Below are 13,611 nucleotides of genomic sequence, written 5' to 3'. Positions count from 1 at the left end.
CCGTTGACGGGCGCTTCAGTTTTGCCTATCCGGCGCTTTCGTTGAATTCAGAGGTCAAAGATGGCGCGCAAACGCAAAGGTCGGGATATTTCGGGCTGGCTCGTGGTGGACAAACCGGCGGGGATGACCTCGACTGCAGTGGTCAATAAGGTGCGCTGGGCGATGGCTGCGAAAAAGGCGGGCCATGCTGGCACTCTGGATCCAGAGGCGACGGGCGTTCTGGCCGTAGCTCTGGGCGAAGCGACCAAGACGGTTCCTTACATCACTGACAGCCTCAAGGCCTATACATTCACGGTGCGGCTGGGGGCTGCGACCAACACGGACGATGCCGAGGGCGAAGTGATCGCGACCTCGGAAGCGCGTCCCACGGACGACGACATCAAAGCCGCACTTGGCCAATTCGTTGGCGACATCATGCAGGTGCCTCCAAAGTTCTCAGCCGTCAAAATCGACGGCGAGCGGGCCTATAAGCTGGCGCGCGACGACGAAGACTTTGAGATCGCTGCGCGCCCCCTTTGGGTCGAGGAACTGGTTATGATCGACCGCGAGGACGCGGATCACGTCACGCTCGAGATGACCTGCGGGAAAGGGGGCTACGTGCGCTCAATTGCCCGCGATCTGGGCGAGGCTTTGGGGTGTTTGGGCCATGTGCGCGAGCTGCGCCGGATCTGGTCCGGGCCTTTCACGGCCTCAGACGGTATCTCCATTGAACAGATTGATGAGATGGCCAAAACGCCAGAGCTCGACGCCTATCTGCGCCCTTTGACCGAAGGGCTGACCGAGCTGACCGAGGTCAAAGCCACTGCCGAAGGCGCCGTGCGGTTGCGCAATGGCAATCCGGGCATGGTGATCGCAAGCGACGTAGAATATGGCGAAGAATGCTGGGCCAGCCTCGATGGAGACCCCATTGCCGTGGGCGTTTTCAAAGCGGGCGAGTTGCACCCTTCGCGGGTCTTCGTCCTGCCTGAATGATCACGCGGAGCCATCAAAAAGACGACGCGGCCTCGACCGCCGTCTATTCTGATTGCGAGACCTATCGCTATGCGCTGACCCGGGTTTGGGATGAAACAGGGCGCAAAGTTGCGTTCATCATGCTTAATCCATCAAAAGCGACAGAGATTCAGAATGATCCCACGATTGAACGCTGCGAACGCCGCGCGCGCGCCTTGGGATTTGGCGGCTTTCGCGCGGTGAATATTTTCGCCCTGCGTGAAACCGATCCGCACAAGATGCGGAAACATAAATCTCCCGAAGGTCCTGAGAACGCAGCCTTTATTACGGAAACCTGCGATTGGGCCGACACGGTGATCGCGGCTTGGGGGGCCCATGGCGACCATTTGGATCAAGGATTCAAGGTCCGAGACCTCTTGGCGCGAAGCGGTCGCGCGGTGCATAGTTTCGGGCAAACCAAAGCTGGCCATCCGCGCCACCCGCTCTATATCGCCTATGCGCAGCAGCCGGAACTCTGGCCGCTCTAGCCCATTGATCAGAAAGTGATTTTCATGGACCCCACCTCCCAAGAGACACTTGAGAAACTGACCGTTGAGGTCGAAAAGCTGAACCAACATCGGTTCATTCGCATTCAGAACTCCGTCTGGCGCATGATGCTGTTTCAACTGGGGCGTGGCTTGGCCTTTGGCCTTGGGTCGGTGCTGGGCGCAACCATCGTAGTTTCGATTTTAGCGTGGTTTATCAGCCAGATAGAGTTTATCCCCCTGATCGGAAACTGGGCATCCGAGATCCTGAAACAGATCGACACCACGCAATAACGCCCGTTAACCAATTAACCGACAGTCCAGAGCCTTCTGTCTCTAACGCGCTGAAATTAATAGTCTCTTCCAGCTTTAGGGAGGAGCCTATGTGGGTATTTGCGACATTGCTGGGCATGGCCGCTTTGGGCGCGGCACTGTGGGATACGGGGCCAGAGCCTGAGGACGACAGCGACGACGCGCCAGAGGATGACGGCCTGATCACAGATCAGATCCTCCCGGGCTCTGACATTGCAGATTTTCTTGAAGGCGGCGCGGGCAATGATCAGCTCAACGGTTATGGCGGCGCGGACACTTTGGTTGGCAATGACGGGAACGATGTCCTGATCGGCCAGGATGACGAGGATGAGCTCTATGGCGGCCATGGCGAGGACCGACTGGAAGGCGGGGACGAGAACGACGCGCTCTTTGGCGGAGAGGATGCGGACCTGTTGCTCGGCGGATTGGACGATGATTGGCTATCGGGCGACGCGGGGAACGACACGCTTTTTGGCGGGCTGGGTCAGGACCAGCTCTGTGGCGGTGCGGGCGCGGATTTTGTCTCTGGCAATCATGGCAACGATACGATCACAGGCGGCCTTGGGGCAGATGATTTTTCCGGCGGGTCAGGTGATGACATTCTGATAGGAACGGTTCTGAACGCGCAGGGCGAAGACATTGATGTCGGCGACACTCTGGTCGGCGGACAAGGCGATGACATCCTGATCGCAGGGGCAGGTGATTTCATCGAAGGCATCAGCGGCGCGGATCAGGCCATTGTCAGCCATTGGAACGCGGGCGGAAATGCGGCGCTTTGGGCTGATTTTGACGACACCAAAGACAGCGTCGCCTTTTATGACGAGACGGGCACGTTGGATCCCGCACGATTGACGGTCGCCGCCGACGCATCGGATCCGACGATTGGACATGTGATGCTTGACGGCGAAACCATCCTGACTGTTGTCGGGGGTGGCGCGCTTACACCAGCCGACATCTCGATCATCACTAGTCTGCCCGCCTGACCCCTTCCCTTTTGAAGCCAAACCGCCTATATGCGCGCAATCGCGTGGAATCACGTGATACTCCATAGGACCCTGCTGGACGACATCCCGGCTTGCGCCCTGAACCCTTAACTAAGGAGACCCCGATGTCGATCACTGTTGAAGAAAAAGCACGCGTGATGAAAGAATACGCAACCAAAGAAGGCGACACCGGTTCGCCTGAAGTTCAGGTTGCCATCCTCTCTTCCCGCATCGCGACCCTGACCGAGCACTTCAAAACCCACAAAAAAGACAACCACGGCCGTCGTGGTCTTTTGAAAATGGTTGCTCAGCGCCGCAAGCTGCTGGACTACCTGAAGGGCAAAGACGAAGCGCGCTACGCTGATCTGATCAAGCGTCTGGGCCTGCGTCGCTAAGACGACACCGAACCCTCGGTATCAAGAAACCCCTGCACGATCGGTCGTGCGGGGGTTTTTGTTTGTCTGGCATTCAGCCTCTTGAAACTTTTCTCATTGCATGATTGTTACGATATAACATTTCTAGAAGATCCCCATGAATGAGTCCCGCCTTCCGGTGACGGTCCTGTCAGGCTTTCTTGGCGCCGGCAAAACCACACTCTTGAACCGCATTTTGAACAACCGCGACGGCCTGAAGGTGGCCGTCATCGTAAACGACATGTCCGAGGTCAACATCGACGCCGACCTTCTGCGCGAAGGCGGTGCAGAGCTGAGCCAGACCGACGAGACCCTCGTTGAGATGTCCAACGGCTGCATCTGCTGCACCCTGCGCGATGACCTTCTGGCCGAAGTACGCCGTCTGGCCGAAGAGGCTCGGTTTGATTATTTGCTGATCGAGTCGACCGGGATTTCCGAACCCCTTCCTGTCGCCGCAACCTTTGAGTTCCGCGACGAAGGCGGGGACAGCCTCGACGACCTCGCGCGTCTGGACACAATGGTCACCGTGGTGGACGCGGTAAATCTGCTCAACGATTTCTCGAGCCACGATTTCTTGGCGGACCGCGGCGAAACCATGGGCGAAGAGGACGAGCGCACTCTGGTGCATTTGCTGACCGATCAGATCGAATTTGCTGATGTTGTCATCCTGAACAAGGTCCAGGATACGACGCCTCAGAATGTCGACGCCGCTTTGAAAATCATCCGCAGCCTGAATGCGGACGCCAAGATCATTCAAACCAGCCACAGTGTTGTGGAGCCGAAAGAGATCCTCAATACGAACCTCTTTGACTTTGAGAAAGCCCACGAACACCCAATGTGGGCCAAAGAGCTTTACGGCTTTGAAGACCACACACCAGAAACCGAAGAATACGGCATCGCCTCTTTCGTTTACCGCGCGCGTGCACCTTTCGATCCAGTCAAGATCCACGCCTTCCTGAACGGAGACCTCCCCGGCGTGATCCGCGCCAAGGGGCACTTCTGGATGACAACGCGGCCGGATTGGGTTGCAGAGTTTTCGCTGGCCGGCGCGCTGTCATCAGTCACGCCTTTGGGCACATGGTGGGCTTCGGTGCCAGAAGATCGCTGGCCCGATCACCAGCAAGCGCGCGACTATCTGAAATCCCATTGGTCCGAACCTTTTGGCGATCGCCGCCAAGAGCTGGTGTTTATTGGATCTGGCATCGACTGGGCATGGATGACGGCTCAGATGGACGCCTGCTTGGTCAAGGATGCAACCTTGGAAAGCCTCGAGACCTATCCTTACGAGGATGACCCATTCCCTCTTTGGCGTCGCAATTAATCCTCGCCAAAGAAAACGCCCGCGCTTTCCCCAGCGCGGGCGATCTTGTTTTTAGCGGCAGGTATTACCCTTAACCGTTCTGTTTCTTGGCCTCAGACCGCAGAGCCAGCCACAGGCAATAGCACATGATCAAAACCACAAGCGTGAACGGAATACCGGTCGAAACCGCCGCCCCCTGAAGCGCGGACAAACCGCCGCCCAACAGAAGCGCAATCGCCACGAGGCCTTCCAGCGTACACCAGAACACACGCTGCACCGGAGGCGCGTCCATCTTGCCGCCTGCTGTGATCGTATCGATGACCAGTGAACCCGAGTCTGACGAGGTCACAAAGAAGATCACGATCAGAACCAGCGCAATCGGCGCGACGATGCTGTAAAGCGGCAGTTCCTTAAGGAAGCCAAACAGTGCGCCTTCGGGCTTGTAGGCGTCAATAACGGTTGCCTTAACGCCCTCTGCGCCACCTGCATTCAGCATGTCGATCGCGGCACCACCAAAAGTGGACATCCACAGCGCACAAACCGCGGTAGGCGCAACCAGTGCACAGATCACGAATTCACGCACAGTCCGTCCCCGCGAGATCCGCGCGATGAACATGCCAACGAATGGAGACCAAGCGATCCACCAGGCCCAATAGAAGGTCGTCCAGCCGTGGAAGAAGCTCGTGTCGGTTCGCCCAAACGGGTTGGACAACGCCGGCAAGAGCACGATGTAGTCCACCATCACGTTGAAATAGCGCGAAATCGCGGCACCAACCCCTGTTACCAGGATCACAAAGATGAACAGGCCAACCGCCATGATCATATTGATCTCGGACAGACGTTTCACACCCGCGTCCATGCCCAGCAGAACGGAGCCCAGCGCGATCACGGTGATGCCGATGATCAACAGAACTGTTACGGTCGGGGTTGGCGTGATGCCAAAGACTTCGTTCAGACCCGCAGCCACCTGCTGGGCACCCAGACCCAGCGATGTGGTCAGGCCAAAGAGTGTCGCGAACACCGCAAGCGTATCGATGATGTGACCCCACCAGCCCCAGACGCGCTCGCCCAGAATTGGATAGAACGCAGACCGCAGCGTGAGCGGTAGACCGAGGTTATAGCAAAAGATCCCGAGGCTCAGACCCACGGCCGCATAGACCGCCCAGCCCTCAAGACCCCAATGGTGGATCGTGCCGACAACACCGATGTATTCATTGCCTGGCTGCGACTGGTCGATGCCCAGAGGGCTCGCGCCGCCACCTTCAGAGAACTGGTAGTACACCGGCTCAAGAACGCCAAAGAACAAGAGACCAATACCGATACCGGCTGCGAACATCATCGCAATCCAACCGGCATAGGAATAATCAGGCTTGGCGTCTTTGCCGCCGATCCGCACCTTGCCCACGGGCAAGACAATCAGCGCCAGACAGAACAGGGTAATGGCGTCCACAGAGAGCACCAAGAACCAGTCAAACGTGCTGGTCAGCCAAGGGCGCAGCCATCCGAAAAAGGCCGCCGAGGCCTCTTGGTTGGCCAAAGACAAAAGAACAAACCCTGCAATGACAATACTGGACACCAGGAAAACTGGATTGTGAATATCAAGCCCCATCGGCCGGATATTGTCTTGTCCCAACTCATAGTCCGTTTCGAACTCCAGGGTTTGGTCGCCCGTCCCTGGGGAATTATTTGTGTCAGACATAAAATCCTCCAACTCTTTAACAAAAACCAGGCGACTGGAGGCCATAAACCAAGAACAACCGCCGGGTCGGCGATCCTCCTACCGTATGCGACACTTTGTTTCGCAATCCACTAAAATCGACATCTTTTGTTTCGAGGGCGACGACAAAAGGTGGTTTCTACCTAACCTAATGAGACAAAGTTGACGCGATGTCAGATTTGACCACCGGACGGCGATTCCGTCATGTTTGGCCAACTTGGAGGATCACGATGAAACAAGCTCTGTCCGTTCTGATCAATATGGGAAGCCTGCATAGGCTGGCCCCGCTTTGGCTCTTTGGCGTTGTTTTAATTATACTTTTCCCAAGTTGGTGGGTTATCCCCGCGCTGGCGTATGGAGCCGTGCTGCAGTTCTTTGTGGAATATGTGATGCACCGTTTTCTTTATCATCGCGAGCCTCCGACGGACCAAGGGGTCTTTAACGATCTCTATCGCACCCATATCGCGCACCACGAATTTCCGACCGACGCAGAGTATTTCACCGGCGACGACCATTGGTTCGCCGTTCGCTTCGGTCTGGTCTCGGTCGCCATCCACGCGCTGATCATGTGGCCGTTTCTTGGCTTCACCTCTGCGCTCTACTTTGCAGTGATCATGCTCTTTGTTGGTTCGGTCTCGGCCTTCACCTTCTATGAATATTGCCACACGCTGGCCCATCTGAACGTGAAGAAAGGCTGGTTCGGCCAACGTGTCACCCGCAAGCACATGGCACACCACTACCAAGACCACCATGCCACGTTCCATGTGAGCCTTGGGATGGAATGGATCGACCGGCTCTTCGGCACTGCGCATGACCGCGACACCGCGCGCGAACGTTTTGATCGAGAGACGATGCTGTCCTTGGGTATGGACCCCGAAGACCTCCGGCTTGTGACGGCGCGTAAGGCGTTCGGCATCACGCGGATGCCGGGCGAGAAGGCTTAACACTTTCATCTTGCCCGAAATACTCTGGGGTGAATGAGAGGGATTGCCCCAATCCCTCTCAGAGGGGCAAAGCCCCTTAACCCCGTGGTTACGACTCTGCCCTTTCCAAACCCCTTAAAATCAGCTATGCGCGCCCTATCTGAGACGTGACGCCTGAGGCCCCGGGCGCGTGCAAGAGGATAAGGGGTCGGTGGCAATGGGGCCACCATCAAAATCAGGAGACCCGGGAGGGCCCGGGAGTGCTCCGACTTAGGAAACGATAGATGTTTAACGAATCTAAGAAAACGATGCAGTGGGGCGAAGAGACCCTCACGCTGGAAACGGGCAAGGTTGCCCGTCAGGCCGACGGCTGTGTGATCGCCACTCTGGGCGAAACCTCGGTTATGGCCGCTGTGACCTTTGCTAAGGCACCAAAACCCGGTCAGGACTTTTTCCCGCTGACCGTACATTACCAAGAGAAATACTATGCGGCCGGTAAAGTCCCAGGTGGCTTTTTCAAACGCGAAGCGCGTCCGACCGAAAAAGAGACTCTGACCGCGCGTTTGATCGACCGTCCGATCCGCCCGCTGTTCGTCGAAGGCTTCAAGCACGAAGTCCTCGTGATGTGTACCGTTCTGTCCCACGATCTGGTCAATGACCCAGATATCGTGGCGATGATCGCGGCTTCCGCGGCGCTGACCATCTCTGGCGTTCCATTCATGGGCCCGATTGCTGCGGCACGTGTTGGTTTCGTGGATGGCGAATACATCCTCAACCCAGAAATCGACGATATGGACGAGCTGCGCACCAAGCCAGATCAGCGTCTGGACCTCGTTGTTGCGGGCACCAAAGACGCCGTGATGATGGTGGAATCTGAGGCTTACGAACTGTCCGAAGCAGAAATGCTGGGTGCGGTGAAATTTGCCCACGACAGCTTCCAGCCGGTGATCGACCTGATCATCGATCTGGCTGAAGACGCCGCGAAAGAGCCGTTTGACTTCCAAGCACCGGACTACGCCGATCTCTATGCTGCCGTGAAAGCCGCTGGCGAAGAGCAAATGCGTGCAGCTTTCGCGATCACCGACAAGCAAGAGCGCACCGCAGCTGTTTCCGCAGCCCGCGACGCGATCAAAGAAGCTCTGACCGAAGAGCAGCTTGAGGACGCGAACCTCGGCTCCGCGATGAAAAAGCTCGAAGCCGGCATTCTGCGCGGTGACGTTGTGAAAACCGGCAAGCGTATTGACGGTCGTGACACCACCACTGTGCGCGCGATCGAAAGCCAAGTTGGCTTCCTGCCACGGACTCACGGTTCCGCCCTCTTCACACGCGGCGAGACCCAAGGTCTGGTTGTCACCACTCTGGGCACCGGCGATGACGAACAAATCATCGACGCACTGCATGGCAACTTCCGCTCTAACTTCCTGCTGCACTATAACTTCCCTCCATACTCTGTAGGTGAAGCTGGTCGCGTGGGCCCTCCAGGTCGTCGCGAAATCGGTCACGGCAAACTGGCATGGCGCGCGCTGCAGGCGGTTCTGCCAGCGGCAACCGACTTCCCTTACACCGTGCGTGTGGTTTCCGAAATCACCGAATCCAACGGCTCGTCTTCTATGGCATCCGTTTGTGGTGGCTCCCTGTCCATGATGGACGCGGGCGTGCCGCTCAAATCCGCAGTTGCGGGTGTGGCCATGGGTCTGATCCTTGAGGATGACGGCTCTTATGCGATCCTGACCGACATCCTGGGTGACGAAGACCACCTCGGCGACATGGACTTCAAAGTGGCGGGTACCGAGAACGGCATCACCTCGCTGCAGATGGACATCAAAGTCGCAGGCATCACGCCCGAGATCATGGAAAAAGCGCTGGCACAGGCGAAAGACGGCCGGATGCACATCCTGGGCGAGATGAACAAAGCGCTGTCTGGCGCCTCTGACTTCTCTGTTCACGCGCCTCGCATCGAGACCATGAACATCCCAACCGACAAGATCCGTGAAGTAATCGGCTCTGGCGGTAAGGTGATCCGTGAAATCGTTGAGGTCTCTGGCGCGAAAGTCGACATCAACGACGACGGCGTGATCAAGATCGCGTCCCCGAACGGTGAGTCGATCCAAAAAGCCTACGACATGATCCACTCGATCGTGGCAGAGCCAGAAGAAGGCCAGATCTATAACGGCAAAGTCGTTAAGATCGTCGACTTCGGTGCTTTCGTGAACTTCTTTGGTAAGCGCGACGGTCTGGTGCACGTATCCCAGATCGAAAACCGCCGCCTGAACCACCCATCCGACGTTCTGAAAGAAGGTCAGGAAGTTAAGGTCAAGCTGCTGGGCTTTGACGACCGTGGTAAAGTCCGCCTGTCGATGAAAGTCGTCGATCAGGAAACCGGTGAAGAGATCAAGCCTGAGCCGAAAAAGGAAAAGGCTGAGGAGTAAGGTCCTCTTGGCACGAAAAGAAAAGCCCCGCAAACTGCGGGGCTTTTTTGTTGGACTTTCGTCGCCCTACTCAGGCGCTTTCGTCTTCCGCAAATAAGGAAACACCGTCTCAAACTCACCAAATTTGGCGGTCGCGTCTTCATTGGACACGGTCGGCGGAATGATCACATCCTCACCTGGCATCCAGTTCGCAGGGGTCGCCACGCCTTTGGATGACATCTGAAGACCGTCCAAAGCGCGCAGGATCTCGGCAAAATTCCGGCCTACAGTCATCGGATAGGTCATCGACAGTTTCAACTGCTTGTCCGGTCCAATGATGAACACAGAGCGCACTGTGGCACTGTCAGCAGGAGTGCGGCCATCCGGCAAGTAAGCCTCAGCAGGCAGCATATCAAAGAGCTTAGAGACCTTGAGACCCGCATCCGCAATGATCGGAAAACCAGCAGGCGCATTGCCATAACTCGCGATGTCTTCTTTCCACTTTTTGTGGTCTTCGACCCCATCAACGGACACGCCAATCACTTTGGTCCCCCGCGCGGCCCATTCATCGGCCAATTGTGCGACGGCGGAAAACTCCGTTGTGCAAACCGGTGTAAAGTCCTTTGGATGAGAAAACAGGATCGCCCAGCTGTCGCCAATCCAATCGTGGAACGAAATCTCGCCCTGATCGGTATCGGCGGTGAAATCGGGAACAACATCGTTAATTCTGAGAGCCATGTGGCATCCTCCAAAAGAGACCTAGTTACGTCGCGTTTCTGGCATTGAGACTCGCGATGTGCAGATAGATATTTCTACACTCCAAAAGTGGCAATCTTATCTGAGAGTTCAACCCAATGCTTGCAAAACGCCAATTCTATATCAACGGATCCTGGGTGGATCCTGTCGCTGCCAAAGACCTTGAGGTGATCAACCCAAGCACCGAGGAGCCCTGCGCCGTGATTTCGCTAGGCGATCAGGCGGACACAGACGCTGCGGTTGCTGCGGCCCGCGCGGCGTTTCCTGCTTGGGCTGCGACCCCGATGGAGGATCGCATCGCATTGATCCGCAAGTTCTATGACATCTACAACGCGCGACAGGCTGAAATGGGAGACGCCATCAGCCAGGAAATGGGCGCGCCGATTGATATGGCCACGAACTCTCAGTGGGGCTGCGGGCCTTGGCATATGGACGGCTTCTTTGAGGCGTTAGACAATTTTGAGGTCGAACGCCCCTATCGCAACGAACGCATCCACATGGAGCCCATCGGCGTTTGCGGGATGATCACGCCATGGAACTGGCCGATGAACCAGGTTGTGCTGAAGGTAATCCCAGCCCTCGCGGTCGGCTGCACCATCGTTTTGAAACCCTCGGAAATTGCGCCCCTCTCAGGCCTCTTGTTTGCCGAGATGATGGATGACGCAGGCTTTCCGGCCGGAGTTTTCAACCTCGTGAATGGCGATGGCATGGGAGTTGGCAGCCAGCTTTCAACGCATCCAGACGTGGATATGATCAGCTTTACCGGCTCGACCCGCGCAGGTATCGCGATTTCCAAAGCCGCAGCCGACAGCCTCAAGCGCGTGAGCCTTGAGCTTGGCGGCAAGGGCGCGAATATCGTCTTTGCGGACGCGCCAGAGAAAACCGTGCGCAACGGGGTGCTGCACTGCATGAACAACTCGGGCCAATCCTGCAACGCGCCAACCCGCATGATGGTGGAACGTAGCTACTACGCAGAAGCGCTCGAGATCGCCAAAGCCACGGCCGAGAAGGTCACCGTGGATCTCGCGTCAAAGCCTGGGCGTCACATCGGTCCGGTCGTGTCAGAAGCGCAGTTCAACAAGATCCAGGGGCTGATCGAGACAGGCATCAAAGAAGGCGCAACACTGCTCGCTGGTGGTTTGGGTCGCCCTGAAGGTCTGAACAAAGGCTATTTCGTGCGCCCCACGGTCTTTGCCGACGTGACGCCTGACATGACGATCTATCGCGAAGAAATCTTCGGCCCAGTGCTCGCGATCACGCCGTTTGATTCCGAGGCTGAGGCCATCGAAATGGCCAACGATACAGTCTATGGTCTGACCAACTACATCCAAACCGAAGACGATGTAAAACGCCTGCGCGTGGCACGCTCCGTGCGTTCGGGCATGGTAGAAACCAACTCGGTTGGCTTTGGCCACGGCATCCCCTTTGGCGGCATGAAACAGTCCGGGAACGGCCGCGAGGGTGGCCCTTGGGGGCTGGAGGAATTCTGCGAGGTCAAAGTGATCTCGGGATGTTCGTTCTAGCCTTCCCCGGTCGGACTTGAGTATTTTTGGCAAGATGAAACCGGCTTTTCTCTTGCCAGAAATATCCCGGGGTGAATGAGGCGGTTTGCGCAGCAAACAGGCTCAGAGGGGCAGCGCCCCTAAAACGGTGCTTTGGCGCGGAAACTCATGCCTTTGCCACTTTCCGGGTGGTTCAGGCGCAATTCTTCGGAGTGCAACATGAGGCGCGGATAATCGAGATCCGCGCCTTTGGCGTAAAGTGGATCCCCGAGGATAACATGGCCAAGCGCCAGCATATGAACCCGCAGCTGATGGCTGCGACCCGTTTTAGGGGATAGGCGCACGCGGGTTTCTCCGCCACCGACCTTTAGCACACGCCAGTCGGTCACGGCGGGCTTACCGGTTTCGTGGCAGACTTTCTGCAGAGGACGGTTCGGCCAATCCACAATCAGTGGCAGATCAACAGTTCCGGTTTTCTCGGCAATCTCACCAGACACACGCGCGACATAGGTTTTCTTGGTGCTGCGTTTCTCAAACTGCATCGAGAGATTGCGTTGTGCGTGCGCCGTCAGGGCAAAGACCATGACGCCAGACGTGTCGCGATCCAGACGATGCACCAAAAGCGCATCGGGAAAGGCAGCCTGTACGCGCGAGATCAGACAATCTGCCAGATGTTCCCCGCGCCCTGGCACGGACAAAAGCCCCGAGGGTTTGTTCACCACAATGATATGGCCGTCCTCATGCAGGACATCCAGTGGATCCATTGGGGGATTATAGGGCGTGATCTCTACCATGACCGCTCTCTACGCGGATGGCGGGACGGCCTCAACCCTTGCGCATCTCGCGGATCATTGAGGTGGTATAGATGATCAGCGCCAACCAGATCAGAGGGAAGGCAATCATGCGGCCGGTGTCGATGGTCTCTCCAAAGACAAAGACGGCGATAATAAAGATCATCGACGGCGCGATGTATTGGAGAATGGCAATGGTGCTCAGACGCAAGAGTTTGGCGCCATTGGCATAGACGATCAGTGGCACCGCCGTGACAACGCCGCAGCCGATCAACAGCCAGGTGTTGCTAAGATCAGTTAGAAAATATCCCTGCCCCGTTGAATATAGATAAGCGACATAGGGGATCGCCGGGATCGAGAGGATCAGAACCTCGAGCATGAAGCCCTGGTTGGGACCAATCGGCAGGGATTTTTTGCAATAGGCGTAAAATCCCCAGGTCAGCATCAAGCTGATCGGGATCCAAGGCGGGCGCGAGGCGGTCACGAAAAGCACCAGAACGGCAAGGCCAGCTAGGCCGATGGCCACAGTTTGCGCGCGCGTGGGGCGTTCTCGCAGCAAGATCGCGCCTAATAGAACTGAGAACAGCGGATTGATGTAATACCCAAGCGCTGAATCCACTGCGCGATCGGTGGCAATCGAATAGACATAAATCGCCCAGTTCACCGAAATCAACGCCGCCGTCAGCGCCCCAAGCGCCAAGGTTTTCGGCGACGTCAGAGCCTCACGCAGAGCATCGGTGCGACGCAGGATCACCAGCAATAGACCGGCAATGGGAACGGACCAGATGATCCGATGGGCGACGACTTCGACCGAAGGAATATGAGCCACGAGTTTCATATAGAGCGGCAGGAACCCCCACATGAAATAAGCCGAAACCGCAAAACCCAGACCTTGCGGGGTGTCTTTGTTCGTGACTGTCGCGCTTTGAGCCATGTCGCTCCTCCGGCAGGTATTAGCGCAGGTCTGGGCGGTTATGGAAAGCGCTCGGTTGATGAAATTTTGTGATCTCCGCGACGGAATTTCGTGATGG

The 13,611-nt window shown here is 56.8% G+C and carries 13 protein-coding genes; 9 read left to right on the top strand and 4 right to left on the bottom strand.

Features of this window, described 5'->3' with window-relative positions:
* Positions 1-60 precede the first annotated feature (60 nt).
* From truB to HZ995_RS07450, 6 genes are all read left to right on the top strand, one after another.
* On the top strand, positions 61-972 hold the full coding sequence (truB, locus tag HZ995_RS07475) for a tRNA pseudouridine(55) synthase TruB (RefSeq protein WP_209358035.1): 912 nt from the start codon (positions 61-63) through the stop codon (positions 970-972).
* Positions 969-1,478, top strand: coding sequence for a DUF1643 domain-containing protein (locus tag HZ995_RS07470; protein ID WP_209358034.1), 510 nt, complete (start codon positions 969-971; stop codon positions 1,476-1,478). The genes truB and HZ995_RS07470 overlap by 4 nt, the downstream gene beginning before the upstream one ends.
* A 24-nt stretch (positions 1,479-1,502) precedes the next feature.
* Complete coding sequence (locus HZ995_RS07465; protein ID WP_209358033.1) at positions 1,503-1,769, top strand: DUF5665 domain-containing protein; 267 nt, start codon at positions 1,503-1,505, stop codon at positions 1,767-1,769.
* An 89-nt stretch (positions 1,770-1,858) separates the two neighbouring features.
* Positions 1,859-2,770, top strand: a complete 912-nt coding sequence (locus tag HZ995_RS07460) for a calcium-binding protein (RefSeq protein ID WP_209358032.1) — start codon at positions 1,859-1,861, stop codon at positions 2,768-2,770.
* A gap of 125 nt (positions 2,771-2,895) precedes the next feature.
* Positions 2,896-3,165 carry a 30S ribosomal protein S15 gene (gene rpsO / locus HZ995_RS07455; RefSeq protein ID WP_209358031.1) on the top strand — a complete coding sequence of 90 codons (270 nt, stop codon included), beginning with the start codon at positions 2,896-2,898 and terminating at the stop codon, positions 3,163-3,165.
* A gap of 136 nt (positions 3,166-3,301) precedes the next feature.
* On the top strand, positions 3,302-4,504 hold the full coding sequence (locus tag HZ995_RS07450; RefSeq protein ID WP_209358030.1) for a GTP-binding protein: 1,203 nt from the start codon (positions 3,302-3,304) through the stop codon (positions 4,502-4,504).
* A gap of 70 nt (positions 4,505-4,574) precedes the next feature.
* Here HZ995_RS07450 and HZ995_RS07445 read toward each other — a convergent pair whose 3' ends face one another.
* Positions 4,575-6,182: a BCCT family transporter gene (locus tag HZ995_RS07445; RefSeq protein ID WP_209358029.1), complete on the bottom strand. Its 1,608-nt coding sequence runs from the start codon at positions 6,180-6,182 to the stop codon at positions 4,575-4,577.
* 248 nt (positions 6,183-6,430) lie between these two features.
* Here HZ995_RS07445 and HZ995_RS07440 point away from each other — a divergent pair, with 248 nt between their 5' ends.
* Complete coding sequence (locus HZ995_RS07440; RefSeq protein ID WP_209358028.1) at positions 6,431-7,144, top strand: sterol desaturase family protein; 714 nt, start codon at positions 6,431-6,433, stop codon at positions 7,142-7,144.
* A 263-nt stretch (positions 7,145-7,407) separates the two neighbouring features.
* A complete protein-coding gene (gene pnp, locus HZ995_RS07435; RefSeq protein ID WP_209358027.1) occupies positions 7,408-9,552 on the top strand; it encodes a polyribonucleotide nucleotidyltransferase in 2,145 nt (714 codons plus the stop codon).
* Between the two features lie 66 nt (positions 9,553-9,618).
* On the opposite strand, the gene HZ995_RS07430 is transcribed toward pnp, so the two are convergent.
* A complete protein-coding gene (locus tag HZ995_RS07430) occupies positions 9,619-10,269 on the bottom strand; it encodes a peroxiredoxin (protein ID WP_209358026.1) in 651 nt (216 codons plus the stop codon).
* A 116-nt stretch (positions 10,270-10,385) separates the two neighbouring features.
* Between HZ995_RS07430 and HZ995_RS07425 the strand changes: the two genes are divergently transcribed.
* Entirely contained in the window at positions 10,386-11,810 is a 1,425-nt protein-coding gene (locus HZ995_RS07425; RefSeq protein ID WP_209358025.1) for an aldehyde dehydrogenase family protein, read from the top strand.
* A 119-nt stretch (positions 11,811-11,929) separates the two neighbouring features.
* Here HZ995_RS07425 and HZ995_RS07420 read toward each other — a convergent pair whose 3' ends face one another.
* Together HZ995_RS07420 and rarD are read right to left on the bottom strand one after the other, a co-directional pair.
* A complete protein-coding gene (locus HZ995_RS07420) occupies positions 11,930-12,583 on the bottom strand; it encodes an RluA family pseudouridine synthase (protein ID WP_209358024.1) in 654 nt (217 codons plus the stop codon).
* Positions 12,584-12,614: 31 nt separating this feature from the next.
* The gene (gene rarD, locus HZ995_RS07415; protein WP_209358023.1) at positions 12,615-13,514 is read right to left on the bottom strand and encodes an EamA family transporter RarD; all 900 of its coding nucleotides are present in this window, start codon (positions 13,512-13,514) and stop codon (positions 12,615-12,617) included.
* Positions 13,515-13,611: the final 97 nt, after the last annotated feature.

The sequence above is a fragment of the Cognatishimia activa genome (assembly GCF_017798205.1).
Lineage (GTDB): Bacteria > Pseudomonadota > Alphaproteobacteria > Rhodobacterales > Rhodobacteraceae > Cognatishimia > Cognatishimia activa_A.
This window is presented reverse-complemented; position numbering and strand designations above follow the sequence as displayed.